Source organism: Streptomyces sp. NPDC090445 (assembly GCF_044769385.1).
Classification (GTDB): Bacteria; Actinomycetota; Actinomycetes; order Streptomycetales; family Streptomycetaceae; genus Streptomyces.
The window spans coordinates 317726-341840 of the sequence record NZ_JBIVXV010000003.1; the positions used below are offsets into that span (position 1 = coordinate 317726).

At 76.0% G+C, this 24115-nt stretch carries 19 protein-coding genes and 1 pseudogene; 11 read left to right on the forward strand and 9 right to left on the reverse strand.

From position 1 onward, the window contains the following. Positions 1 to 116: 116 nt before the first annotated feature. The 3 genes and pseudogenes from ACIQUT_RS09565 to ACIQUT_RS09575 all read left to right on the forward strand — a co-directional run. Positions 117 to 632: a hypothetical protein gene (locus ACIQUT_RS09565; RefSeq protein ID WP_403561170.1), complete on the forward strand. Its 516-nt coding sequence runs from the start codon at positions 117 to 119 to the stop codon at positions 630 to 632. Between the two features lie 150 nt (positions 633 to 782). Continuing rightward, on the forward strand, positions 783 to 2399 hold the full coding sequence (gene lnt, locus ACIQUT_RS09570; RefSeq protein WP_403561172.1) for an apolipoprotein N-acyltransferase: 1617 nt from the start codon (positions 783 to 785) through the stop codon (positions 2397 to 2399). Between the two features lie 49 nt (positions 2400 to 2448). Next, positions 2449 to 2919: pseudogene (locus tag ACIQUT_RS09575) on the forward strand (NUDIX hydrolase); the annotation flags it as partial. A gap of 144 nt (positions 2920 to 3063) precedes the next feature. Here ACIQUT_RS09575 and ACIQUT_RS09580 read toward each other — a convergent pair. Next, positions 3064 to 3834 (reverse strand): trypsin-like serine peptidase, encoded by a 771-nt coding sequence (locus tag ACIQUT_RS09580; protein WP_403561174.1) that lies wholly within the window; start codon positions 3832 to 3834, stop codon positions 3064 to 3066. 135 nt (positions 3835 to 3969) lie between these two features. Beyond that, positions 3970 to 5460: a hypothetical protein gene (locus ACIQUT_RS09585; RefSeq protein ID WP_403561176.1), complete on the reverse strand. Its 1491-nt coding sequence runs from the start codon at positions 5458 to 5460 to the stop codon at positions 3970 to 3972. A gap of 157 nt (positions 5461 to 5617) precedes the next feature. Here ACIQUT_RS09585 and ACIQUT_RS09590 point away from each other — a divergent pair, with 157 nt between their 5' ends. Next, positions 5618 to 5935: a DUF6191 domain-containing protein gene (locus ACIQUT_RS09590; protein ID WP_403561178.1), complete on the forward strand. Its 318-nt coding sequence runs from the start codon at positions 5618 to 5620 to the stop codon at positions 5933 to 5935. Between the two features lie 78 nt (positions 5936 to 6013). Here the strand turns inward: ACIQUT_RS09590 and ACIQUT_RS09595 are convergent, their stop codons facing one another. The 5 genes from ACIQUT_RS09595 to ACIQUT_RS09615 all read right to left on the reverse strand — a co-directional run bounded on the left by ACIQUT_RS09595 (position 6014) and on the right by ACIQUT_RS09615 (position 11208). After that, positions 6014 to 6586 carry a hypothetical protein gene (locus tag ACIQUT_RS09595; RefSeq protein ID WP_403561180.1) on the reverse strand — a complete coding sequence of 191 codons (573 nt, stop codon included), beginning with the start codon at positions 6584 to 6586 and terminating at the stop codon, positions 6014 to 6016. Continuing rightward, a complete protein-coding gene (locus tag ACIQUT_RS09600; protein ID WP_403561182.1) occupies positions 6583 to 8271 on the reverse strand; it encodes a serine/threonine-protein kinase in 1689 nt (562 codons plus the stop codon). Before ACIQUT_RS09600 ends, ACIQUT_RS09595 begins: the two co-directional genes overlap by 4 nt. A gap of 114 nt (positions 8272 to 8385) precedes the next feature. Then, positions 8386 to 9642: a Tm-1-like ATP-binding domain-containing protein gene (locus tag ACIQUT_RS09605; RefSeq protein ID WP_403561184.1), complete on the reverse strand. Its 1257-nt coding sequence runs from the start codon at positions 9640 to 9642 to the stop codon at positions 8386 to 8388. Positions 9643 to 9690: 48 nt separating this feature from the next. After that, entirely contained in the window at positions 9691 to 10191 is a 501-nt protein-coding gene (locus tag ACIQUT_RS09610; protein ID WP_403561186.1) for an NUDIX domain-containing protein, read from the reverse strand. A 75-nt stretch (positions 10192 to 10266) separates the two neighbouring features. Further along, positions 10267 to 11208, reverse strand: a complete 942-nt coding sequence (locus tag ACIQUT_RS09615; RefSeq protein WP_403561188.1) for a cation diffusion facilitator family transporter — start codon at positions 11206 to 11208, stop codon at positions 10267 to 10269. Between the two features lie 18 nt (positions 11209 to 11226). Between ACIQUT_RS09615 and ACIQUT_RS09620 the strand changes: the two genes are divergently transcribed. From ACIQUT_RS09620 to ACIQUT_RS09630, 3 genes are all read left to right on the forward strand, one after another. Further along, positions 11227 to 11397 (forward strand): hypothetical protein, encoded by a 171-nt coding sequence (locus tag ACIQUT_RS09620; protein WP_403561190.1) that lies wholly within the window; start codon positions 11227 to 11229, stop codon positions 11395 to 11397. 118 nt (positions 11398 to 11515) lie between these two features. Beyond that, positions 11516 to 13942: an FHA domain-containing protein gene (locus tag ACIQUT_RS09625; protein WP_403561192.1), complete on the forward strand. Its 2427-nt coding sequence runs from the start codon at positions 11516 to 11518 to the stop codon at positions 13940 to 13942. Between the two features lie 11 nt (positions 13943 to 13953). Next, positions 13954 to 14661: a hypothetical protein gene (locus tag ACIQUT_RS09630; protein WP_403561194.1), complete on the forward strand. Its 708-nt coding sequence runs from the start codon at positions 13954 to 13956 to the stop codon at positions 14659 to 14661. 63 nt (positions 14662 to 14724) lie between these two features. On the opposite strand, the gene ACIQUT_RS09635 is transcribed toward ACIQUT_RS09630, so the two are convergent. After that, positions 14725 to 16014 carry a streptophobe family protein gene (locus tag ACIQUT_RS09635; RefSeq protein ID WP_403561196.1) on the reverse strand — a complete coding sequence of 430 codons (1290 nt, stop codon included), beginning with the start codon at positions 16012 to 16014 and terminating at the stop codon, positions 14725 to 14727. 202 nt (positions 16015 to 16216) lie between these two features. On the opposite strand from ACIQUT_RS09635, the gene ACIQUT_RS09640 reads away from it, so the two are divergent. Further along, positions 16217 to 17710, forward strand: coding sequence for a DUF6777 domain-containing protein (locus tag ACIQUT_RS09640; protein WP_403561198.1), 1494 nt, complete (start codon positions 16217 to 16219; stop codon positions 17708 to 17710). Between the two features lie 58 nt (positions 17711 to 17768). On the opposite strand, the gene ACIQUT_RS09645 is transcribed toward ACIQUT_RS09640, so the two are convergent. Further along, positions 17769 to 18299: an SRPBCC family protein gene (locus ACIQUT_RS09645; RefSeq protein WP_403561200.1), complete on the reverse strand. Its 531-nt coding sequence runs from the start codon at positions 18297 to 18299 to the stop codon at positions 17769 to 17771. Between the two features lie 62 nt (positions 18300 to 18361). On the opposite strand from ACIQUT_RS09645, the gene ACIQUT_RS09650 reads away from it, so the two are divergent. The 3 genes from ACIQUT_RS09650 (at position 18362) to ACIQUT_RS09660 (ending at position 24113) form a co-directional block, all read left to right on the forward strand. Then, a complete protein-coding gene (locus tag ACIQUT_RS09650; RefSeq protein ID WP_403561202.1) occupies positions 18362 to 20443 on the forward strand; it encodes a SpoIIE family protein phosphatase in 2082 nt (693 codons plus the stop codon). A 168-nt stretch (positions 20444 to 20611) separates the two neighbouring features. Continuing rightward, positions 20612 to 23575, forward strand: a complete 2964-nt coding sequence (locus ACIQUT_RS09655; protein WP_403561204.1) for a phosphodiester glycosidase family protein — start codon at positions 20612 to 20614, stop codon at positions 23573 to 23575. 34 nt (positions 23576 to 23609) lie between these two features. Further along, positions 23610 to 24113, forward strand: a complete 504-nt coding sequence (locus ACIQUT_RS09660) for an FBP domain-containing protein (RefSeq protein WP_403561206.1) — start codon at positions 23610 to 23612, stop codon at positions 24111 to 24113. Positions 24114 to 24115: the final 2 nt, after the last annotated feature.

The window sequence follows — 24115 nt, forward strand, 5'->3', positions numbered from 1 at the left end:
ACGCGGACAGGCGCGGGCGGGACACATACGAGGCGCGGACGAGACGCGGACGTGGCGCGGCGGGACGCGGGCGAGAGGCGGTGGCGCACATGCGGAACGTGAGTACGCTGCTACTCATGACGGGTCACCCTCCTGGTCCGCTCTGGACGGGCCGGGCAACCAACCGCGCGCAATGGGTACTGGCCGCGGCCGGCGCCGCCGCGCTGGCCCTCGGCATCGAGCTGGCCGTCGACGCCCCGTGGAGCTCGGGCATCGTGCCCCTGCTGATGGCGATCGTCGGCTGCCTCGCCGTCGGCGTCCTGATCCTCTACGGCACCCTCGCCTTCGTGCAGGTCGCCGTCACCATCGACGCAGAGGCCATCGAGGTGCGCTGCGGCCACATCGGGCTGCCCCGCCGCAGGGTCCGCCTCGCGGAGGTCACCTCCGCCGAGTACCTCCCGCACATCACCCCGCAGCAGTGGGGCGGCTGGGGCCACCGCTGGCGCCCCGAGAAGGGCACCGCCATCATCGTCCGCCGCGGCGAGGGCCTCGCCCTCCACCTCGGGGACGGCAAGGTGTTCACCGTCACCGTCGACGACGCCGAGAACGCCGTCCGTGTCATCCGCACCCACCTGCGCGCCCTGGCCGGCTGAGCCGAGCGCTCCGCGGGAGGTGCCGTGATGGGCCGGCGATCGGATGCGGGCCCGTAGTGGCTGGTCGCGCAGTTCCCCGCGCCCCTTCGGGGCGCTGCCGAACCGCAGCCGACCGGCGCCTCCCCGGCCCGGCCACGTACACTCCGCCAGATGAGCAGCAGTGTCACCGAAGAGCCCCGCGCCACCGGAGCGGAAGCCGTCGCCGGAGCCGAAGCCGCCGCGCCCGCGGGCGGCCGCCCGCACCGGCGGAAGGCCGCCGCTGCCGTCCGCGCGGCCCTCGCCGCCGCCTCCGGCGTGCTGCTCTACCTCAGCTTCCCGCCCCGCCCCCTGTGGTGGCTGGCCCCCGTCGCCCTCGCCGTGCTCGCCGGCTGCCTCCACGGCCGCCGCGCCCGCGCCGGCTTCGGCCTGGGCGTCCTGCACGGGCTGGGCTTCCTGCTGCCGCTGCTCGTCTGGACCAGCGAGGGGGTCGGCCCGGTCCCGTGGATCGCCCTCGCCACCCTCGAAGCCCTCCTCATCGGCGTCGCCACCCTCGGCATCTCCCTCGTCAGCCGGCTCCCCGCCTGGCCGCTGTGGGGGGCCGCCGCGTGGACCGCCGGCGAGGCCCTGCGCGCCCGCGCCCCCTTCGGCGGCTTCCCCTGGGGCAAGCTCGCCTTCGGGCAGGCCGACGGGATCTTCCTGCCGATCGCCGCCCTCGGCGGCACCCCGCTGCTCTCCTTCGGCATCGCCCTGTGCGGATTCGGCCTGTACGAAGCCCTGCGCACCGCCCTCCGCCACCCCCGCCGCGGTGTCGCCGCGCTCGCCGCCCTCGCCGTTGCCGCTCCCGTCGGCACGGCCCTGGCCGCCCGCCCGCTGGTCTCCGACGCCGCCGAGGACGGCACCGCCACGGCCGCCGTGGTCCAGGGCAACGTGCCGCGCGCCGGGTTCGACTTCAACGCCCAGCGCCGCGCTGTCCTCGACAACCACGCCAAGCGCACGATCCAGCTCGCCGAAGACGTCCGGGCCGGCCGCGCCCCCCGGCCCGACTTCGTGGTCTGGCCGGAGAACTCCTCCGACATCGACCCGTTCACCCAGCCCGACGCCCACCGGGTCATCGACAACGCGGTCAAGGCCATCGGCGTGCCCGTCGCGATCGGCTCCGTACTGGCCCCCGAAACCGGCCCGCTGCGCAACACGATGATCCTCTGGGACCCGGCCAAGGGCCCCACCCACACCTACGACAAGCGCAAGATCCAGCCCTTCGGCGAGCGCATCCCCATGCGGTCCGTCGTCCGGATCTTCAGCGCCGACGTGGACCGCGTGCAGCGCGACTTCGGCCCCGGCAAGGAGCCGGGCGTCTTCGACATGGCGGGCAGCGGCATCGGCATGGTCACCTGCTACGAGGCCGCCTTCGACGACGCCGTCCGCTCCACCGTCCGAGCCGGCGCCCAGGTCATCGCCGTACCGAGCAACAACGCCACCTTCGGCCGGACCCAGATGACCTACCAGCAGCTCGCCATGGACCGGGTCCGCGCCGTCGAGCACAGCCGCACCGTCCTCGTCCCCGTCACCAGCGGCGTCAGCGCCGTCATCCGCCCCGACGGCAAGGTCGTGCAGCAGACCGAGATGTTCACCGCGGACGCCCTCGTCGCCGAGATCCCGCTGCGCTCCACCGAGACCCCCGCCACCCGCCTCGGCCCGCTGCCCGAGTACGCGCTGCTCGCGCTGGCCGCCGGCGGTTTCGGCTGGGTCCTCGCACGCCGCGTCCGCGCCCGCCGCAGCGCCGCCTGAGCGGTGCGGCGGCGCCGGCCCCGCGAGGCCGGCCTCGTAAGGTCGGGGCATGACCACACCTGAGTACATCCGCGAGATCCGAGCCCACGCCGGGAACCGGCTGCTCCTGCTGCCCGCCGTGACCGCGATCGTCGTCGACGACCGCGGCCACGTGCTGCTCGGGCGGCGCTCCGACACCGGCCGGTGGGCCGTCGTCGGCGGGATCGCGGAGCCGGGCGAGCAGCCCGCCGACACCGCCGTGCGCGAGGTGTACGAGGAGACGGCCGTGCGGTGCGTCCCGGAGCGCGTGGTGCTGGTCGAGATGCTGGAGCCCGTCACCTACCCCAACGGCGACGTCTGCCAGTTCCAGGACATCACCTTCCGCTGCCGGGCCACCGGCGGGGAGGCACGCGCCAATGACGAGGAATCGCTGGAAGTGGCCTGGTTCGCGCCCGACGCGCTGCCCCCGCTGGACCGGTTCGGCCTGAACCGCGTCCGCCGGGCCCTGGGCGACGAGCCGACCTGGTTCGCACCCGCCGGCGACCTCCCCGAGGAGGTCCCGGCCGGGCCGGCGGAGATCCCGGCGGACCGGCGGGGCGGCGCCCCGGCATGGGTGCCGGAGGGCATCCCGGAGTAACCGCACCGCCCCCGGCCCTGGACAGGCCCCCCGGTCCCGGCCCGCGGCTCAGTCCGCGTCGGCCGCCTCCCGGTACAGCTCCACTGCCCGGTCGCCCATCACCGCGCTGTACGAGACGTCCGGATCCGTGCCCCCGCCCTCGTGGCCGCCGAGCACCCCGGCCACGGCCCCGTCCACCAGCCACGGGCTGCCGCTCGTGCCGCCGCCGAGGTCGGGGCAGTCGATGCGGCGCTGGGTCCCGGAGTACAGGGCGGTGGTGTTCCCGCACCTCAGCGGGGCGTCCTCGGTGCTCGGGTAGCCGATGACCGTCACCGCAGCGTCGTCCGGCTGTCCGGCGGCCACCGGGAACCCGCCCACCGCGTCCTCGACGGACCTGCCGTGCCCGCCGTCCACCGGGACCACCGTGGCGAAGGCCAGGTCGGCGTCCGGGTCCTCGCCGCCCGTCCAGTCCGGCGCCACGAACACGCCGGTGAGCCGCCACAGCCCGTACGGGGCCCTGCCGTCGCGGTAGCCCGGTGCGAAGACCGTGTTCTGCGGGTCGCCCATGCAGTGCGCGGCCGTGGCTATCACATCGCGGCCTTCGCTGCGGACCACGGCGGCGGTGCAGAAGTGGCCCCCGCCGAGGCCCCGGGCGAACAGCGGCCCGACCCGGGCCGCCGCCGCGTCGGGCATCGCCCGCGCCGTCACGCCCAGCGGCGGGACCGCGCCGGCGTCCGGCACGTTCAGACTCAGCAGGGTGGCCATCGCGGCCAGCGCCGCAAGCGTCCGGGAGGTCCGGCGGACGGCGGAGCGGCGGGCCGGTCGGAGATGCACGCGCATGCGCTGGATCATGTTCCGAGCCTCCCCGCCGAAACTATGACCGGAGCCCGTTATTCCATATGAATCCGCTGTGAATCCCGGCCCGGGCCCCGCCGCCCGCGCCCCGAACCCCGCACGCGCCGCCCGGCGGCCGCGCTAACGGCGCTCGTACACCGTCACCCGGCGGCCCCGGACCTGCCGGTCCTCCACCACCCGGAAGTGCTCCTTCAGCACGGCCGCCTTCGCAGCGTCCCGCGCCGCGCCCGACGGTTTGGCCACCTTCGCCGAGTCCGTGACCAGCAGCACCCGGCGCTGCCGCAGCAGCTCCGCCCGGATCCGCGCCGGCTCCGCCTCCTCGCCCTTGAGCGTCGCCGAGGCGACCGGATCCCGCTCCAGGGCGACGTCCGCCAGCCCCGCGAAGGCGCCGGGGGAGACCAGTGCCGTGTCCCGGCGGGCTGCCGGCACGAACAGCACCGCGTCCCCCGGCCGCTTCAGCCGGGCCACCTCGCCGGACACCGCCAGCACGTCGTCGACCCGGCTCGCCGGAGCCCGCTTCGCCAGCGCCACCGGCAGCAGCGCCACCACCGCGACCCCGACCACGCCCGGCACCAGCAGCCGCACCGCCCGCGGGAACCGGGGCGCGGCAGCCCGCACGGCGGCGCCCAGCGCGGCACCGATCAGCAGCGCGAGGCCGACCATGCTGAACAGCACGTACCGGTCCAGGAACAGGGGCTGTGCCAGCGAGATCCCGATCAGCGCCAGCTGCGGCACCGCCAGCAGCGGCAGGCCCACCGCCGCCGCCGACAGCCGGCCCGCCCGCGGCCGGTCCAGCCACGCCCCCAGCCCGCCGACCGCCAGCAGGATCCCCGGGCCGATCATCATGTGCCAGGTCAGCGGCGGAATCCACGACACCTGATCGGACTGGCCCCGGCTGAACAGGACCAGCGGCAGCGCCCCCGCCACCGCCCCCGCCGCGGCGGCCGCCCAGCGCCCGAGCAGCCCGCGCCCCGCGCCCGCCCACCACAGCGTCGCGGCGTGCGCGGGCAGGACCAGCAGCGACAGCCAGTTCAGCAGCGCGCACACCAGCACGGTCAGCCCGTACGCCGTCCAGCGCGGCCACACGCGCCGCCTCTGCCCGCCGCGCCCGCCGCGCCCGCTGTGCCCGTCCGCCCCGTCCGACAGCAGGGACACCAGCAGCAGCGTCGACACCGCGACCCCGGCCGCGACCAGCGCGTACGGCCGGCCCTCCTGCAGATAGAACTGCACGGCCGGCAGCAGCGGCAGCGCCAGCCCGCCGCCCAGCCCCGCCCAGAACCCGGCCAGCCGCCGGGCGATCAGCGCCGTGCACGCCGCGGCGCCCGCGACCGCCAGCACCGACGGCAGCCGCAGCGTCGCCGTGCTCGCCCCGAACACCTCGAAGAGGCCGTGCATCAGCAGGTAGTACAGCCCGTGCACGGCGTCCACGTTCCCGAGCATCCGCCAGATCTCGCCGGCCGAGCGCCCCGCCGCCACCTGCCAGGTCGCCGCCTCGTCACGCCACACGCTGTCCTGCCGGGACAGCCCCCACAGCCCGAACCCCAGCGTCCACAGGACCGGTATGAGCCACACGAGGATCCGCCGGCGGCCTGCGGTGATGTCGGAAGTCATGGAACGGATCGGATCCTCGCTGGGCACCTCGGGCGGAAGACCCCAGTCTATGGACGGCACGGACGCTCCCCCGACCCGCAGTTGTGCACCGCCGGGCGAGAACGCCCGCCACTGGCCGCCCCTTGGGCGCCATAGGCGGGTCGGCTACGGTCGTGCCATGGCGTTCGTCCTCTTCATGACCCTGCCGGGGCTGGCCCTGATCCTCACCGCCATGGCCTTCCTCGACCTGGCGCTGGTGCGCGCGGGCCGGGCCGGCCTGCTGCCCTGGCGGTGGAACGGCCGTCAGGGCCAGGTCTCCGCCACCGGCTTCGAGCAGTTGCACGCATCGTTCTCGCCGGGCAAGCAGAACGAGCTGAAGGAGCGGCAGAGCGCCCTCGTGATGCGCGACGACGAGGAGGACGGCGCCCCACCCCGCTCCCGGGTCGACCTCGACACCGGCCACGCCGTCATCCGCCTGCCCCGGCCCGCCTCGTAGCGCGTGCCTCCGAGCAGCACGCGCACGGTGCGGCTCGGCGCGGGGTGAGGGGATCGGGGCCCTGGTCCCGAACGCGGCTCAGCCGGCGCAGTGGTACGTGAACCGGGTCGTCGCCGTGCGCCGGGCGGGGGAGAGGACCTGGATCTCGGCGGTGGCCGGGTAGGTGCCCTGGCCGCGGAAGGTCCACAGCAGGTGCAGCCGGGCCTCGTCCCGGCCCCGGGGCACCTGTTCCGTGAGCTGCTCCGAGTGGGTTCCGTCGCTGCGGATCCACCGGTACGTCACCGTCCCCGGGCGCCCGTTGGTCCGTACGACTGCCACCACGTCGGCGGTGGCGCCGCAGCCGGGGTTCTCCCCGGTCGCGGTCCCCACGGCCAGGCCCCGCACCTCCAGCCCCGGCCCGAACCGCTGCCACGCCAGGTAGGCCAGCACGGCGAGGAGCACGGCTCCGGCGAGGGTGTAGCGGCGCCATTCGCGGCTGCGCCGCCGCGGCGGGACCACCACCGGGAACGGGGCCGGCACGGCCGCCGTCACCCCCGGTCCGAACCGCATCACCGAGCCCTCGACCCGGTCCGGGGCGGCGTCCTGCGGCTGCGGCGGCCCGCTGATCCAGTGGCTGCCGAGCACGGTTGCGCTGTACTCGTCGTCGCTCATGCGGGGTGGCACCTCCTCGTGAGCAGGCTGTCGGTTGCCGGGCCCGTGCCGGCGGCGGGGGACGTCGTGACCCGGACGCCCCAGCCGCAGCCCCCGCCGTGGAAGGTGTGCGTCAGCGGGGCGTTCGCCGCCAGGGCCGCCACCGTCCCCGAGCCCACGGTGTAGTCGTACTCCGTCGTGCCGTCGGGCTCGGAGAACGGGTCCTCGTCGTCGCCGGTGTACCACCGCACGGTGACCTTCACCTTGCCCGTGCCGGAAGCCTTGATCGCGATGTCGGCCCGGCCCGTCGCGTCGCCGGTCTGGGACAGGCTCACCTCGACCGCGGACACGACCGGGGCGGGGGCCGGGGTGGGCGGCGACGTCGGCGGTTTCGTCGGGGGAGTGGGCTGCGGCGGAGTCGTTTTCGCCGGGGGCACCGTCACCGAGCGGCTCGGCCCCGGGGTCGGGCTCGGTCGCGTGGAACGCGTCGGGGTCGGGGTCGGGCTCGGGGACGCCGACGGCAACGGCGATGGCGATGGCGACAGCGAGGGCGAGGGGGAGGGCGAGGGCGAGGGGGACGGGGATTCCGGAGTGGTCGGCGACGGGCTTGGCGGGCCGGAGGCCGATCCCGGCGGTGCGGGGCTCGACGTGGCGAAGGACCTGACCGCGCCGGCGCCGCCGGGCTCGCCCCCCGACGCGCTCGCCGTCAGTCCGGCCACCACGCCCAGCACCAGCGCCGCGCCCGCCGCGATCGTGCCCCGACGCCCGGGCGCCCAGCCGGAGCCCCGCCCCAGCGAGGTCGTCGCCACCGCCGTGGCCCCGGAGGCCGGGCCGCCCGCGGAGGGGAACAGCAGGGGTAACAACGCGGCCAGCGCCGCCAGCTTGCGCTGGCCGCGCTCCTCCCACCCCGGCCCGTACCCGGCCAGCGCGGCCCGCTCCAGCTCCGCGACGAACGCCTCGGCGTTCTCCGGCCGCTGCTCGGGAGCCTTGGCCATGCCCCGCCGGATCAGCGGGCGGACCGGCTCGGGGGCCTCGCCCTCCGGTACGGGCGCCTCGACGTGCTGGACCGCGAGCTCCCCGAGGTTCTGCCCGGGGAACGGCTTGTGCCCGGTCAGGCACTCGAAGAAGGTGGCCGTCGCCGCGTACACGTCGGCCGCGGGCGTGGCCGGCCGGCCCTGCCACTGCTCGGGCGCCATGTACGCCGGAGTGCCGGCGACCCCCGGGGTCGTGTCGCGGCGCACCGCGATCCCGAAGTCCACCAGCTTGGACAAGCCGTCCGCCGTGACCAGCACGTTCTCCGGCTTGTAGTCGCGGTGGACGACGCCCGCCCGGTGCGCCGCCGCCAGCCCGAGCAGCGACCCCTTCAGCACGACGAGCGCCGCCTCGGGATCGGTCTGCCCGGACTGCTTGAGCACGGCGCGCAGCGAGATCCCGTCGACCAGCTCCATCACGATGGCGGCCCCGCCGGGCGCCTCCACGTACTCGTACAGCCGGACCACGTACGGGGAGTCCAGCCCGCCGAGCAGCCGGGCCTCCGCCCGGAACCCGGCGGCGAACGCCGGGTCCTGGCGCATCCGGTCGGCGAGGTACTTCACCGCGACGGGCGTGCCGGTCGCCTCGTGGACGGCGAGGACCACCAGTCCGCTGGCGCCGGATCCGAGTTCCCGGACGTGCGCGTAGCCGGGCACCGTCCAGCCGTTCGTCATCGTCTGCCCCCTGTCCGCCGGCGTCGCCGTGCCCTGAGGCCCGGTCGCGGCGCGATCGGCCGTCCCCAGGGACACGGTTTCCGCCGATGCCGGTTCCCAATCCGGCCGGGGGCCTCAGGCTGCGGCCCGCCCCGCCCGGATCACGGCGTGCAGCCGGTCGGCGGCCGCCCGCCCGAAGGCCGGGTCGTTGATGTGGGTGTCGTAGTCGCGGACGGCGGCGGCGCTGCCCCGCAGCCCCTCCCGCAGCGCCGAGAACAGGGCCCGGTCCGCGGCCGGGTCGTGGTACGGGCCGCCCGGCGCACCCAGGGTGGACAGGCCCTGCAGCGGGACGCAGACCTCGGTCGGGCCGGTCGCCGTGCGGAGCTTGGCCGCGACCCGGCGGCCGAGCTCCGCGCACTCCGCCTCGGTCGTGCGGATCACCGTGATGGACGGGTTGTGCACGCGGACCCGCCGGTACCGCGCCCGCTCGGGAAGGGATTCCAACGGCCCGAACTTGACCATGTCCAGCGCCCCGAGGCTGACGACCTGGGGGATTCCGGCCCGGCCGGCCGCGGTGAGCCGGTCGGGGCCGGCGGTCAGGATGCCGCCGCACAGGTCGTCCGCGATCTCGCTGAGGGTGAGGTCGAGGACGCCCGCGAACACGCCCTGCCCGGCGAGGGTCTCCAGGGTGCGGCCCCCGGTGCCGCTGACGTGGAAGACCAGGACCTCGTAGCCGAGTGCGGTCAGCCGCTCCCGGGCCGCGTCCACACCGGTCGTGGTCACGCCCGCCATGCTCGCCGCGACCAGCGGGCGGGAGCCGGAGCCCAGCGGGGCCGGGCGGCGCAGGGCCGGGCCGGCCCGCTCGCGGGCCCGGGCCATGCCGGCGACGGCCGCCACGGCGTTCGCCAGGACCGGCTCCGAGATGGTGTTGAGCCCCGCTATGTCCACCACGCTGTACATCATCGTGATGTCCGAGGATCCGACGTACGGGGACACGTCCCCGGACGCCATGGAGGAGACCATCACCTTCGGTACGCCCAGCGGCAGTGCGCGCATCGCCCGGGTGGCGATGGAGGTGCCTCCGCTGCCGCCGATGGCGAGCACCGCGTGCAGCCGGCCCTCGGCGTGCAGGCGCAACAGGGTCGCCTCCGCGCCTCTGGCCATCGTCGTCACGGCCGCACCCCGGTCGGCGGCCGCCCGCAGCCCGGCCAGGTCGGCCCCCGCCGCCCGGGCCACCTCGGCGCGCGGCACGTCGGCGGGCACGCGGGGCTCGCCCATGACGCCCGTGTCGACCATGACCACTTCGATGCCGGCGCGCCGCAGCCCCTCGCGCAGCCAGCCGTACTCGACACCCTTGGTGTCCAGGGTTCCCACCAGCACGACGCTCGTCATGAGTGCAATGTCCGCTCGGGTGGGGTTTGCTGGCAAGCCGAGGTCAAGTCAACCTTCCAGTAACCCGAACAGCCGGTCCAGGAAGGTCACTTGAGAGCTGATCAGCTTGGCCCGGGCAGCCTCCGGCGCGAACCAGCCGACCCGGTCCAGCTCCGGGAACTCCTGCACGCGGCCCGAGTGGGGCGGCCACTCCAGGGTGAAGGTCCCGGGCACCATCAGCGCCGGGTCGAGGTCCGCCCGCACGGCCCAGATCACCACCTGCTTCCCGCCGGGCATCCGGGCCTCGCCCAGCGGCAGGTACGGGCCCTCCGGCGGGGGCAGCCCGATCTCCTCGGTGAACTCCCGCCGGGCCGCGTCCAGCGGGGCCTCGTCCTCCTCGTACTCCCCCTTGGGGATCGCCCAGCCGCCGTCGTCCCGGTTCGCCCAGTACGGGCCGCCCATGTGCCCGAGGAGCACCTCGACCCCCGGCCCGGCGGCCGCAGGGCCGGCGGCTCCCGGCCCGGCCGCCTCGCGGAAGAGGAGCAGCCCGGCGCTTCGCTTGTTCGTCATGGCCGCATGTATGCCCCGCCGGACGGCCGGCAACGGGCCGCACACCAGTGCCCGTGCGGCGCCGGTGCCCGCACCTCAGTGGTCGTGCGGGCCCTCCCTGTGCACGGGGCCGTGGGCGTCCGCGCAGTGCGCGCCGGCCGGGTCGCCCGCGCGGCCGACCGTGAGCAGGGCCTCCTGCGCGTGGTCCACCTGCAGCGTGGTGTGTGTGATCGCGTACTCCTTCGCGAGCAGCCGCTCCAGGTCCCGGCGCACGGCGTGGCAGTCGCCGGCCGGCTCGACGAGCACGTGTGCCGACAGCGCCGCCTGGCCCGAGGTGATGGTCCAGATGTGCAGGTCGTGGACCTCGGTCACCGGGGGGTGCGCGACCAGCCGGTCGCCGACCGCGTTCGGGTCCATGTGCGCCGGGGCGGCCTCCAGGAAGATCCGGCCGGACTCGCGGACCAGCCCGTAGCCCGCCTTCACCATCAGTGCCACCACCACGAGCGTGGCGATCGCGTCGGCCTGTACGAAGCCGGTGGTCAGCACGATCAGACCGGAGACGGCGGTGCCGATGAAGGCGAACAGGTCGTTCAGGACGTGCTGGTAGGCCCCCTCGACGGCGAGCGAGGAGCGGTTCGCCCTGGAGATGCACCAAGCCGCCGCCACGTTCACGGCGATGCCCGCGAGCGCCGTGACCAGGACCAGCCCGCCCGCCACCGGCGGCGGGTCGATCAGCCGCTGGACCGCCTCGTACGCCAGCCAGACCGCGAGCAGCAGCAGGGTGAGCCCGTTGGCCTGGGCGGACAGTATCTCCGCACGCTTGAGGCCGAAGGTGTAGCCACCGCGTGCCGGGCGGGCCGCGAGCCGCATCGCGATCAGCGCGAGGACGATCGAGACGGCGTCCGTCAGCATGTGCGCGGCGTCGGAGATCAGGGCCAGCGACTGCGCGATGATGCCGACGACCACCTCGATCGCCATGAACGCGCCGATCAGGCCGAGCGCGATGGCCAGCCAGCGCCGGTCGGCGTCCGCGGACACGCCGTGGCTGTGCCCGGCATGCCCGTGCCCGTGGTCGTGGCCCTGCCCGTGGTCGTGGCCGCTCTGCCCGCGGACGCGGTCGTGGCCGGATGCATGGGCGTGGTCGCCGTCCCGGCCCCGCCCCGCATGATCGTGATCGTGGTCGTGCACGCCCATGGCGTCCCCCGTCTGTTCGGTTCCGACGCGTGAAGTGAAGCGCACTGTGAAGCAATGGGCAAAGGCTGCAACGGGGACCGTTGTCATTACCCATAACGCCGCGCTGACCTGCGGTTATGCCGCCAGGTTCGGGCCGTGTCACAATCGGCCCATGGTCCAGCGCCCCGGTGTGCCGACCGCGCCCGAGCTCGTCCTGGAGACCGACACGGGCTCCACCACGATGCTCCCGGGCCGGACCTACCACGTCGGCCGCGACCCGCTCTGCGACGTCTGCCTCGCAGACGCCCGGGTCTCCTGGCACCACGCGGTCCTGCGCACAGACGGCGACCACTGGACCGTCGCGGACGCGAACAGCACCAACGGCACCTGGGCGGACGGCCACCGCATCCACGAACGGAACATCGGCGCCGGCAGTGAGCTCCGCTTCGGCAACGCCCTCGACGGACCCCGCGTCCGCGTCCTCGGCCGCACCCCGCCCGCGACACCGGACCCGCCGACCGCGCACCTTCCGGCGTTCCCGCCGCCGGTGCCCCCGCCCCCCGCGCAGGCCGCCCGGCGGCCCGACTCCGTCTCCGAACCGTCCCTGACCAGCACCTTCCGCGAACCGGCCGGCGTCCACCCGCTGCCCCCGCGCGCGGTCGTACGGATCGGCCGCGACCAGGACAACGACCTCGTCATCCAGGACCTGGTCGTCTCCCGCCGGCACGCCGAACTCCGGGCCCTCGCCGACGGCACCCACGAGATCGCCGACCTCGGCAGCCACAACGGCACCTACCTCAACGGCGCCCGCGTCAGCGTCGCCCCCGTCGCCGAGGGCGACATCATCGGCATCGGCCACACCGCGCTCTGCCTCGTCGGCGACCGCCTCCAGGAGTACGTCGACACCGGCGAGGTCTCCCTCGACGTCCAGGACCTCTCCGTGGCCGTCGACCGCGGCCGCAAGACCCTCCTCGACGAGGTCTCCTTCCCGGTCGGCGCCCGCTGCCTGCTCGCCGTCGTCGGACCCAGCGGCGCCGGCAAGTCCACCCTCCTCGGCGCCCTCACCGGCCTGCGCCCCGCCGACCGGGGCACCGTCCTCTACGACGGCCGCGACCTCTACCACGACTACGCCGAACTGCGCAGCCGCATCGGCCTCGTCCCCCAGGACGACATCCTCCACACCCAGCTCACCGTCCGCCGCGCCCTCACCTACGCCGCCGGACTGCGCTTCCCGCAGGACACCGCCCCGGCGGAACGCCAGGCCCGCGTCGACGAGGTCATCGACGAGCTCGGCCTGCACCAGCGCGCCGACCAGCCCATCCACAGCCTCTCCGGAGGCCAGCGCAAACGCGTCTCCGTGGCCCTGGAACTGCTGACCAAGCCCTCGCTGCTCTTCCTCGACGAACCCACCTCCGGCCTCGACCCCGGCATGGACCGCTCCGTGATGCACATGCTGCGCGGCCTCGCCGACGACGGCCGCACGGTCATCGTCGTCACGCACAGCGTGCTCAGCCTCGACGTCTGCGACCGGCTGCTCGTCCTCGCCCCCGGCGGACGCATCGCCTACTACGGGCCCCCGCAGGACACCCTCGCCTTCTTCGGCTTCGACCAGTGGCCCGAGGCGTTCGAGGCGTTCGAGACGCAGCGCGGCCGCGACTGGGCGGGCGAGTACCGCGCCTCCGCCCACCACCACCGCTACGTGCAGAGCCCCGCCCACCGGCCCGGCGCCGGAGTGCACGACACCGCCGAGCTGCCGGCAGGCTTCGCCGCCGCCCCGCCCAAGGCCCAGAGCTGGGGCGCCCAGCTGGCCATCCTGATGCGCCGCTACGCCGCCGCGCTCAGCGCCGACCGCACCTTCCTCGTCATCATGATCGCGCTGCCGTTCGTGATGGGCGCCATGGCCCGCGCCCTGGCCGGCAGCTCCCTCACCCGGGAGACCGCGATCAACGCCCTGCTGATCCTCTGCGTCGGCGGAGTCCTCACCGGCGCCGCCAACGCCGTACGCGAACTCGTCAAGGAGCGCGTCATCTACCGGCGCGAACGGGCCGTCGGCCTGTCCAGATCCGCCTACCTGATGTCCAAGGTGCTGGTGCTCGGCGCCGTCACCGTCGCCCAGGCCGTGGTCCTGACCCTCGTCGGGCTGTACGGCGTCGACACCAACGCCCCCGGCGGGCAAGGGGTCCTGCTGCCGCCGCTCGCCGAGATCACCCTCGCCGTCGCGCTGCTGTCCTTCACCGCGATGATGCTCGGCCTGCTGGTCTCCGCCCTGGTCAGGAAGGAGGAGGTCACCATGCCGCTGCTGGTCCTCCTCGCCATCGTCCAGGTCGTCTTCTGCGGCGCCCTGCTCAAGCTCGACGGCGTCCCCGTGATCGGCCAGCTCGCCTGGCTGGTCCCCTCGCGCTGGGCCCTCGGCGCCATGGCCGGCACCATCGACCTCGGCGCGATCGTCCCCGGCGACCTCGCCGACGACCCGCTCTTCGCCCACCGCGCCGACGTGTGGCTGCTCGACCTCGGCATGCTGGCCGCCCTGTCCGTGCTGTTCGGCGTCCTGGTCGTGCGGCTGCTGCGCCGCCACGAGCCCGCGATCATGCGGAAGTAGCGGCAGGCGCCATGGCCAGCCCCATCCCCCAGGACTACGGAGCCGTCGCCGGCTTCCGGCCCACCCATGTGGTGCCCCAGGACGGACTGCCCGCCTGGGAGACGCCCGACGTCTCCCGGCCCACCGCGTCCCTGGACGCCTTCCTCCCCGTCCAGCTGCTCTCCCGGCGCGGGGAGTGGGGGGAGATCCTCTGCGCCAACGGCTGGTCCGCCTGGGTGGACGGCCGCCTGCTGGTCTCCGTACCGCAGCCGCCGCCGACCGGCGGGCAGCCGACGGCCCGCACCGACGACCCGCGCCCGCTGATCGCGCGCAGCGCGGGCGTCCTGGACCGCTACCGGCGCGCGGTCGAGGAACTGGCCGCGGGACGGCTGGACGGCGAGGGGTTCCGCAGCGGGACCAAGGGCATGCGGGCCGGGGTGGTGGTCGACGGGGAGGCCGTCTGGCTGTACGACGAGTCCACCGGGCACTGGATGTACGGCGACGGGAGCCGCCTGGCGCCGTACGCGGCCGCCGGCGAACCGAACGCACGCGCAGGCGCAGGCGCAGGCGCGGGCGCGGATGCCGCCCAGGATGCGGAGGCCGGACCGGGCGGCGGCGAAGGCGGGGCCGCGGCGGGCGGCGTACGGGAGGATGCCGCGGCCGGGGCAGCGGGCGGGACCCCCCACGACCCCGATCTCGACCCGACGCGGGTCATCCCCCCGGCGGACGAGACGGGCTGACGGACGAGACGGGCTGACGGACGGGGAGGGCACGGGCCCGCGGTGGTCACCGGCCGCCGGCGGTCAGCGGCCCGTGGCCGCGGACGGCGGTTCGACGAGCCCCCGGCGGTGGACGGGACGGGCCAGCAGGCCGCCGAGGAAGCCGGCGAGCGCCCCCCAGAGCAGCGCGAGGCCGACGGTACGCCACAGCACCGCGCGCAGCTCGACCGTGCCGCCGAGCCCGGACACGTCGCCGAGGCCCAGCAGGGACAGGCCGAACCGGGCCTCCATCGAGACCAGCAGACACACCGCCAGGACGGCGAGCCCGAAGGCGGCCCCCAGGTGGAGGGCGTGCTGCCCGGGCCGGACGTGCGCGGGGGAGCGTACGGCGGTCAGGAAGCCCGTGCCGAGCAGCATGACGGCGGCGAGCGGCACCAGCCACCACACCCAGGCCTCGTGTTCGGCGAGGGCGGCCACGTCGACCGAGGAGGTGTCCGCGGAGGCTCCCGACCCGGACGCGCGCAGCACCGCGTCCAGCACCTGCGGCACGGGCAGGCCGAACGGCCCCTCGACCCGGCCGTCCCAGGCCCCGCCGAAGCCCAGCGTGAGCGCGAGCCAGGCGAGGTTCGGCAGGCCGAGCAGCATCACGGCGACGGTCCGGTCGGCGTGGCCGCGCGTGGCGGCCACGACCAGGCCGACCACGACACCCAGGGCGACGTACGCGAGGAGCAGGGCCACGGTGGCGAAGGCGGCGGGCCGCACCGCCGTGTGGAAGCGGACGAGCCGGGCCGGGAGCGGAGCCCGGCGCGAGACCAGCAGCGCCACCAGCAACAGGCCCAGGATCCACAGCAGTCCGAAGAAGAGGGTCGCGGGCACGGCGGCCCGGAAGCCGACCGTCGGGGCCGCGTCGAAGATCTCGGCGAGGTCCCCGATCGGGGAGTCGCCGGTGGAGACGGCGAACGACTGCCGGGCCAGGAGCGCGGTGCCGGTCAGGGCGAGCAGCCACAGCAGGACCAGCGGGACGGCGTGGGCGAGGAGCTCGCGCGGCCGGGCCACCGCCCGGTTGTGCAGGGGGTGCAGGAAGAGCGAGCCGGCCGCGAGGGCCCCGGCCAGGCTCACGGAGAGGGGGAGCACGGACAGGCTCGCGTCGGCGTCGGCCAGGAAGCCGGCCCCGCCGGTCACCTCGACGGACCCGCCGGCCGCCAGCACCACGACGGCCGCCACCACGCGCGGGTACGCCCCGCCGGGCAGGTCCGCGGCGCCCGCACACGCCAGGCCGGCGGCGGACACCGCGGCCATCGCGGCGAACCCCGCCACGACCGCGGCGAGGGCGTCGCGCCAAGCCCGCAGGGGACCCCGGGACGTACGGCTCACAGCGCCACCGTAGGCAGCCCCGGCTTGCGGGCACCACCGGGAGACCGCACACAATGGTCCGCAGGAGTGACCGAAATCAGGAAATGTCCTGACGACGAGCGACGAGCGACGACGCGAGGAGCGAGGAGACGAGGAAGGGGAGCGTGGAACGCCGACCCGGGGACCGAGCCCGCGTCCCCTCCGCCTGGGACAGGGAACGCCCGTGACCACACAGCCGTCCGGCACACCGCCGTCAGAGCGCCCCACAGGACCTCCCGCAGGCCCGCTCGCGGACCCGCGGGGCCGCGAGGGCCCGCCCACCGTGATCGACACCCCGGCCGGAACCGGGGCCGGCGGGACGGGAGCCGGCGGAACCGGCGGTGGCGGACCGGGCGGCGGAGGGCGCTGGGACGGTTCCGGCGGCGGCTCAGGGGACGGCTCCGGGGGCGGTGAGCCGCCCGCGCCCCCGCCCGGCCGCGGCGAACCCCCCGCTCCCTGGTGGCGGTCCATACCCCGGCTGGTCACCGCCGCGGTGGCCGTGGCCGCCGTGGTGGCGCTCGCCGTGGTGCTGACCCGCCCCTCGGGCCCGCCCCAGGCGGGCGGCGAGCTGTTCCTGGAGTCCACCGCGGCCCACGGCCAGGACCCGTACACCGCGTCCACGGTCACCGAGCCCGCGCCGCCGGCCGCGACCACGCCGCCGCCTCCGCCCCGGGCCACCGTCACGGGCCCGATCACCGCGCGGGCGGTCACCGGTTCGACCCCGACCCTGTACGGCGGCACCCGGAACGTCGCCAGCTGCGACATCGAGAAGCAGGTCCGGCTGCTGGCCGCCGAGCCGGACAGGAACCGGGCGTTCGCCGAGGTGCTCGGCATCGAGCCGTCGGCCGTGCCCGGCTACCTGCGCTCGCTCACCTCGGTGACCCTGCGCAACGACACCCGGGTCACCAACCACGGCTACCGGGACGGCCGCCCGGTGCCCTACCAGGCCGTGCTCCAGGCCGGCACCGCCGTCCTCGTGGACGGCCGCGGCGTGCCCCGGGTGCGCTGCGCCTGCGGGAACCCGCTGGGCGAGCCGGTGCCGCTGCGGGCCGGTTCGACGCGCCAGGGCGCGCCGTGGGCGGCGTACCGGCCGCAGAACGTGGTGGTGGTCCAGCCGGCGACCAAGCCCATCGACAAGGTCACCATCTACGACCAGCGCACCGGACGCTGGTACGAGCGGGGACCCGGCCACCCGAGGGGACCCGCGGACCGGGACCGGCCCGTCCCGCCTCCGCCGCTGCCTCCCACGCCTCCCGCGACACCGGAGGCCTCCCTGAGCCCCGCACGCACCGGAACGCCGACCGGCACCCCCACGGGCACCCCGACCGGCACCCCGAAGGGCACCCCCACGGGTAAGGGCACCCCGACCGGCACCGGCAAGCCCACCGACACGGGCACCCCCAAGGACACGGGCAGGCCCACCGACACCGGCACCCCCAAGGACACCGGCACCCCCAAGGACACCACCACGCCCGAGGACACCGGCAGTCCCGCGGGCGCCACGTCCCCGCCCGCCACGCCCGAACCGACCCCCGCCCCGAGCAAGCCCGCACCGGCGGCCAGCCCGTCGCCCCCGCCCCCGGTGGCCCCCACCCCGCCTCCCGTCGCCCCGTCCCCGCCTCAGGTCGTCCCCTCCGTGGCCCCGGTGGTCCCCTCGCCGGCCGCGTCGCCCCCGTGACCGCCGGTCGGCGGGCGCGCCGGCGCGTGCGTACCGCGCCGGTGCGCCACGTCCGCGCTCAGCCGGCCGGGGGCGGCGGCCCCGCCGCCCCCGGCCCCGCTTCCCGCTCGTCCGGCTCGTCCCGTTCGACCGACGCCGCCACGTCCGACAGGTCCTTCATCACGGCCTTGGCCACGGCCTTCGTCCCCAGCCGGTTCAGCAGCCGCATGAACAGGCCCGGCCGCTTCCCGCGCGCCGCCGGAGCCACCGGAGCCGCCGAGAACGTCATGGTCACGGCCGTCCGCCCCGGGGCCCGTGCGTCGAGCCGGAACTCCGACACGTAGTGCATGCCCGCGTGGTCGGCCTCGGCGACGTAGCGTTCCGGCGCGTCGCACACCGTCACGTACATCTCCTCGGTGGCCTGCCTGCCGAACATCCGCCGGGTCTCGCGCCAGCGCGTGCCGACCCGGAACGGGCCGGGCGTGAGCACCTCCACCGCGTCCACGCCGGACACCACGCCGGGCATCGACTCCAGATCCGTCAGCGCCCGCCACACCCGTTCGACGGGGGCCGCCATCTCCCGCTGCACCACGACCCGAGGCTCACCCATATCCGGATTGTCCCGCCCGTGCCGCACCCGCGCCCGGCGCCGTTTGGTGAGACCCTGGCTGCATGGCCGAAAGGGGAACGAGCCCCGAGGTCGACTGGCCCGCGCAACCGGACATGAGTCTCGCGCTCAACCACATGGGCACCTTCGACTGGGACCTCGACAGTGGACGGATGTACCTGGACTCCACCGCTCTCGGAGTGCTCGACCTGCGCCCGGACGAGTTCAGCGGCACCCCCGCCGGGCTCCGCAGGCGCATGGCCCCGCCCGAGGAGGCTCGGCTCGACGCCCGCGTGGCCCAGGCACTCAAGGACGGGCGCAGCCACTACGGGGCGTACGTGCGCATCCGCCGCCGCGACGGATCCCGGGCGTGGGCCCACATCCAGGGCCACATCCTGCGCAACCAGGCCGGCCGCCCGTACCGGATCATCGGGATCCTCCGCGATGCCGCCCACGACCCCGGCGACCCCGGCGCGGGCGGGGAGCGGGCCGAGGGCCGGCGCCGGATGACCGGCGTCGTCGAGCGCACCACCGCCATCCTGGCCCACGCCCGCACCGTCAACGACGTGACGGACGTCCTGAAGGACCCGGAGGCCCTCGGCCACCTCGGCGCCGTCAGCGTGATGCTCGGCATCGTCGACGGCGGCCGCATCCACCTGGTCGCCGAGGGGCGGCTGGGCACGCACGTACCGGAGCTCGAGTACACCCGCACCGACGCGCAGTTCCCGATGAGCGAGGCCGTACGGAACCTCCAGCCGGTGTTCATCGACTCGCGCGACGACTTCCGCGTCCGCTACCCCGACCTGTGGCAGTACATCGAGCCGCTGACCGTGCACAGCGGGGTCTACCTGCCGCTGATCGCGCAGGGCCGGGCCATCGGCGCACTCGGCCTGCTGTACGAGCGGGACGGCGACTTCACCGACGAGGAGCGCAACGTGCTCGTCGCGCTGGGCAGCGGCATCGCCCAGAGCCTCCAGCGGGCCATCCTCTTCGAGCAGGAGCACGACCTGGCGGAGGGCCTCCAGCGGGCCATGCTGCCGCGCCGGATCCCGGACGTGCCCGGCACGCGGATCGCCGTGCGCTACCGGGCCGCACGGGCCGGGCAGAAGATCGGCGGCGACTGGTACGACGTGGTCCCGCTCGGCGACGGCCGGGTCGGCGTCATGATCGGGGACGTCCAGGGGCACGACACGGACGCGGCCGTGATCATGGGCCAGCTGCGGATCGTCCTGCGGGCCTACGCCGCCGAGGGCCACACCCCCGGCACGGCCATGGCCCGCGCCTCCGCCTTCCTCCGCGACCTCGCCACCGACCGCCTCGCCGCCTGCACGTACGCCGAGATGGACCTCGGCACCGGCATGCTGCAGCTCGTCCGCGCCGGCCACCACGACCCCGTCGTACGGCGCGGCGACGGCACCTGCCACCCCGTCCCGATGGCCGGCGGAGCCCCGCTCGGACTGCCGCCGAACACACGGCCGTCGGCCGGCCCCGGCGGCACGGGCTACCCCGTCACCAGCCTCGAACTGCACCCCGGCGACACCCTCGTCCTGTGCACGGACGGCCTGCTGGAACAACCCGGCACCAAGAACCGCGAGGAGGGCATGCGCGCCCTCATGGAGGCGGTCTGCGCCGGGCCGGTCGACGTGGAGGAACTCGCCGACACCCTGTGCGACCTCCGCGGTGACCAGGGCGGCCGGGACGATATGGCCCTGCTCCTGCTCCGCCGCCGCGGCACCCCCACCCCGCGCGGCGGCGGCCCCATGCGGCTGCGGCTCGCCCCCGGCGACTCCGAAGGTCCGGCGACCGCCCGCCACCTGATCCGGGCGGCCGTGGCCGCCTGGGGGGCGGAGGAGCTGACGGACGAGATCGAGCTGGCGGCGGACGAGCTCATGACCAACGCCCTCGTGCACACCGACGGCGGCGGCCACGTCAGCCTCCGCATGACCGCGGAAGGCCGGATCCGCGTCGAGGTGGAGGACTCCAGCAGCGCCCTGCCGCACCGGCGGGAAGCCGGGGACTGGGCGGTCTCGGGCCGCGGCCTGCTCCTGGTGGAACGCCTGGCCCGGGAGTGGGGCGTGGAACCGCGGGGCGGCGGCAAATGCGTATGGTGCGAGTTCATCGTCCCGGAGCCCCCGCCGGCTCCGTGACCGCTGCTGTCATGGCGGCCGCGGCAGCGGCGGGTGGCGGGGCGGGTGGCGGGGCGGGGCCGGACGGGTGGACTCCCGGGTGGGGCCGGGGGTTCGGGCCGTGGCGGGGGCGGGCCGGGTGATGCTGCCTGCGTGCCGAACGCCGTCCGTTCGTTGGTGACCTCGTTGGTGACCGTTCTCGTCGTCTCCGCCCTCGCCTGCGGCGCCGGTCCTGCCCGGGCCGCCGGTGCCGTGGCCGAGGACGGGATCGAGATCGCGCGGGCCGTCCGCCAGGTCGCCCCCGGGATCCGGCTGGAGTCCTACGACCGGCTGGAGGCCGACCGCTGGCTGCGGATCGACGAACTCGTCGTCGAACTCGGCGCAGGCGCAGGCGGTGGCGGTGGCGGTGTGCGGGCCGAGTACCTCGGCGGGCGCGGCGCGGCCACCGTCGCGAAGGCCGCCGCCGCGCACCCTGCCGGGCCCGGGCGGCGCGTCGTCGCCGCCGTGAACGGCGACTTCTTCGACGCCCGCGGCACGGGCGCCCCCCTCGGCCCCGGCATCGCCGCGGGCCGGCTCCTGCACTCCGCGGGCCCCGGGCCCGGCCCCGCCCGGGCCGTGGCCTTCGGCGCCGACGCCTCCGGCCGGATCCAGCGCATCGGCCTCGACGGCCGCATCACCCTCCCCGGCGGCGCGGTGCGCCCGCTGGCCGGCTACAACGCGGCCCGGCCGTCCGCCGACGGCTTCGCCGCGTACACCGCCGACTGGCCCGGGGCCGCGCTGCCCGTCGTCGGCGCGGTCGTGGCCGTACGGGACGGCCGGGTCACGGCCGACGCCTCCGTACGGGCACGGCACGCCGAGCGCCCCGAGCGGCGCCGACGGCCCGACCGCCCCGACCCCGGAACCACCCTGCTCACCGCCACCGGCACCGCCGCCGTCTCGGAACTCGCAGCCCTGCGCCCCGGCGACGCCGTGGCCGTGACCGCCCGCCCGCTGCCGAAGGCCGGGCCCGCCCCGGTGACGGCCGTCGGAGGGCGGGAGCCCCTCGTCGTGGCCGGAACCCCGCAGAACCACGACGGCAAGGCGAACAACACCGCCGCCCCGCGCACCGCAGTCGGATTCTCGCGCGACGGGCGGCAGATGCGGATCGTCACCGTGGACGGCCGCCGGCGCGACAGCGGCGGCCTCACCCTGACCGGGCTCGGCCGGCTGATGCACCGCAACGGCGCGTACGAGGCCCTGAACCTCGACGGCGGAGGCTCCTCGACCCTCCTCGCCGCACGGGCCGGGGCGACGGCCCCGACCCTGGAGAACACCCCGTCGGACGGATTCCCGCGCCCGGTCGCCAACGGCCTCGTCCTCACGGCCCCGACGGGCTCCGGCCGACCCGTCGGCTACCGCGTCGAACCCGCCGGCGGCACCACCGAGGACCCCGCCCTCACCCGGGTCTTCCCCGGCCTGACCCGGACCCTGACCGCCACCGGGTACGACGCCGCGCTCGGCCCGGCCGCGGGCGAACCGGCCTGGTCCGCCGCGGGGAACGGCACGATCGGCCCCGCCGGGGTGTTCCGGGCGGCCGCGCGCCCCGGCCGCGCCACGGTGCACGCCCGGCGCGCGGAGGCGCAGGGGGAACTGCGCCTGGAGGTCCTCGGCCCGCTCACCCGGATCCGGCCCACCCGCACCCGCATCGGCCTCGCCGAACGGGGGGAGAGCGCCGGGTTCCGGCTGCTCGGCCGGGACGTGGACGGAGCGTCCGCGGTGGTCGAACCGCGGGACGTGGCCCTGCAGTTCGACCGGTCGCAGTGGCGCGTCAAGGACGACGGCCGGGGCGGCTTCACGGTCACCGCCCTCACCGCCCGAGCCACGGGCACCCTCCGCGCCACCCTCCGCCCACCCACCCCGGCCGGCCCCGCACCAGGCTCCGCCCGATCCCGCCCCGACGGACACGCCCCTGCCGGCCCGCGTCCCGGCGGGCGGAGTCCCGCCGGAGCAGGCTCTGCCGGCGTGGATCCCGCCGCGGCCAGCCCTGCCGGCGTGGGTCCTGCCGGGGCGGGTCCCGGAGGGCCGGGGCCCGGCTCTCTTCGTGGCGTCGCGGGGCCGGCGCCCGCCGGCGTCCCGGCTGCCGTCGAAATCGCCCTCGGCGTCGGACTGGCCAACCTGCCCCTGACCGGCCTCGATGACGCCGCGGCCTGGACCGGGCCCGGCGCGGCCCCGGCAGCCGACGGACACCGGGGGCGCGGGCTGGCGCTGGCGTTGTCCGGGCCGGCCGACCGCGGGTCCGCCGCCCCGCCGCGGCCGTTGCCCGTCCCGGAGCTCGCCCGGTCGCTGACGCTCTGGGTCGGCGGGGACGGCTCCGGGGCCCGGCCGAGCGTGGAGTTGACCGACGCCGACGGAGCCGCCGTCAGCGTGCCCGGGCCCGCCGTCGACTGGACCGGCTGGCGGGAGGTGACACTGCCGCTGCCCGTGACGGCGCAGCCCCCGCTCACCCTCACCCGGCTCTCCGCCGTTGCGGCGGCCCGCCCGGCCCGGCTGCTCCTGGACACGCTCGGCGCCCGGACCCCGCCCACCGGTCGGGCCGCGGAGCCGGCTGCCGTCCGGGACCCGATCCTGGCCGGCGAGGCCGCGGTCCGGGCCCGGCCCTGGCGGTTCGCCGTCGCCCCCGCCGCCCCGACCCCGGCGCGCACCGCCGCGGACGCGGACACGGGCGCGGACGCGGGGGGCCTGCGCGCCGACTTCGTCCTCACCGGAGCCCCCCGCGCCCCCTTTGTCCACCGCGGCGTCCGCTTCCTCACCCTCGACACCGCCCGCCGCACTCTGGCCGGAGGCGGCCTGACCCGGCTGCGCGCCCTGCGCACCGCCCTGGCGGCCGCCGCCGAGGAGCCGGACACCGGCGCGCTGGCCGTCGTACAGCGCCACGCACCGCAGACCGTCGACCGGAAGGAGGCGGCCCTGTGGGAGCGCCTGCTCGCCGAGTTCCGGCGCACCAGCGGCAAGCACGCCGCGCTCATCACCGTCGGCGCCCCCGCCTTCGCGGTCGGCCGTTCCGAGGGCGTGCCCGAGGTCGCGGTGCCCGCCGCAGCGGACAGCCGCGTCCTCGTCGGGGCGGACGCCTCCGCCGCCGGGGACTGGCTCTCGGTCCGGGAGAAAACGGGATGAACCCGCGGCGTACCGCCACGTAGCGTTGCGTCCCATGGAACCACTGACCGAGAAGCAGATCCGCTCGTCCTTCGTGAACTGCACCAAGGGCGAGGCGGCCCGGCTGAAGCTCCCGCCGGACTTCGACGCACTCCCCTGGGAGGACCTCGACTTCCTCGGCTGGATCGACCCGGGCGCCCCGCTGCGCGCCCACCTCGTACGCCCCACGGCCGACGGGTCCGCCCTCGGCATCAGCCTTCGCGTCCCGGGCACGAACCGCACCAGCGCCCTGAAGTCCAGCGTCTGCCAGATATGCCTGACCGGGCACGCCGCCTCCGGCGTCTCCCTGCTCGTCGCCCCGCTCGCCGGGGCGCGCGGCCGCGACGGCAACAGCGTCGGCTTCTACATCTGCGCGGACCTCGCCTGCTCCCTCTACATGCGGGGCAAGCGCCGGCCGAAGCTGCGGGGCGGGCGCCACGAGGAGACGCTCACCGCGGACGAGCGCGTCGGGCGGGCCATGGACAACCTCGACGCCCTCACCGCGAAGGTCACCGGCTGACG

Excerpts from the sequence above, each read along its gene's own strand:
- ACIQUT_RS09565 (WP_403561170.1), top strand. The coding sequence starts at position 117 with ATGACGGGTCACCCTCCTGGTCCGCTCTGGACGGGCCGGGCAACCAAC.
- lnt (WP_403561172.1), top strand. The coding sequence starts at position 783 with ATGAGCAGCAGTGTCACCGAAGAGCCCCGCGCCACCGGAGCGGAAGCC.
- ACIQUT_RS09580 (WP_403561174.1), bottom strand. The coding sequence starts at position 3,834 with ATGCGCGTGCATCTCCGACCGGCCCGCCGCTCCGCCGTCCGCCGGACC.
- ACIQUT_RS09585 (WP_403561176.1), bottom strand. The coding sequence starts at position 5,460 with ATGACTTCCGACATCACCGCAGGCCGCCGGCGGATCCTCGTGTGGCTC.
- ACIQUT_RS09590 (WP_403561178.1), top strand. The coding sequence starts at position 5,618 with ATGGCGTTCGTCCTCTTCATGACCCTGCCGGGGCTGGCCCTGATCCTC.
- ACIQUT_RS09595 (WP_403561180.1), bottom strand. The coding sequence starts at position 6,586 with ATGAGCGACGACGAGTACAGCGCAACCGTGCTCGGCAGCCACTGGATC.
- ACIQUT_RS09600 (WP_403561182.1), bottom strand. The coding sequence starts at position 8,271 with ATGACGAACGGCTGGACGGTGCCCGGCTACGCGCACGTCCGGGAACTC.
- ACIQUT_RS09605 (WP_403561184.1), bottom strand. The coding sequence starts at position 9,642 with ATGACGAGCGTCGTGCTGGTGGGAACCCTGGACACCAAGGGTGTCGAG.
- ACIQUT_RS09610 (WP_403561186.1), bottom strand. The coding sequence starts at position 10,191 with ATGACGAACAAGCGAAGCGCCGGGCTGCTCCTCTTCCGCGAGGCGGCC.
- ACIQUT_RS09620 (WP_403561190.1), top strand. The coding sequence starts at position 11,227 with ATGCCCGTGCCCGTGGTCGTGGCCCTGCCCGTGGTCGTGGCCGCTCTG.
- ACIQUT_RS09625 (WP_403561192.1), top strand. The coding sequence starts at position 11,516 with ATGGTCCAGCGCCCCGGTGTGCCGACCGCGCCCGAGCTCGTCCTGGAG.
- ACIQUT_RS09630 (WP_403561194.1), top strand. The coding sequence starts at position 13,954 with ATGGCCAGCCCCATCCCCCAGGACTACGGAGCCGTCGCCGGCTTCCGG.
- ACIQUT_RS09645 (WP_403561200.1), bottom strand. The coding sequence starts at position 18,299 with ATGGGTGAGCCTCGGGTCGTGGTGCAGCGGGAGATGGCGGCCCCCGTC.
- ACIQUT_RS09650 (WP_403561202.1), top strand. The coding sequence starts at position 18,362 with ATGGCCGAAAGGGGAACGAGCCCCGAGGTCGACTGGCCCGCGCAACCG.
- ACIQUT_RS09660 (WP_403561206.1), top strand. The coding sequence starts at position 23,610 with ATGGAACCACTGACCGAGAAGCAGATCCGCTCGTCCTTCGTGAACTGC.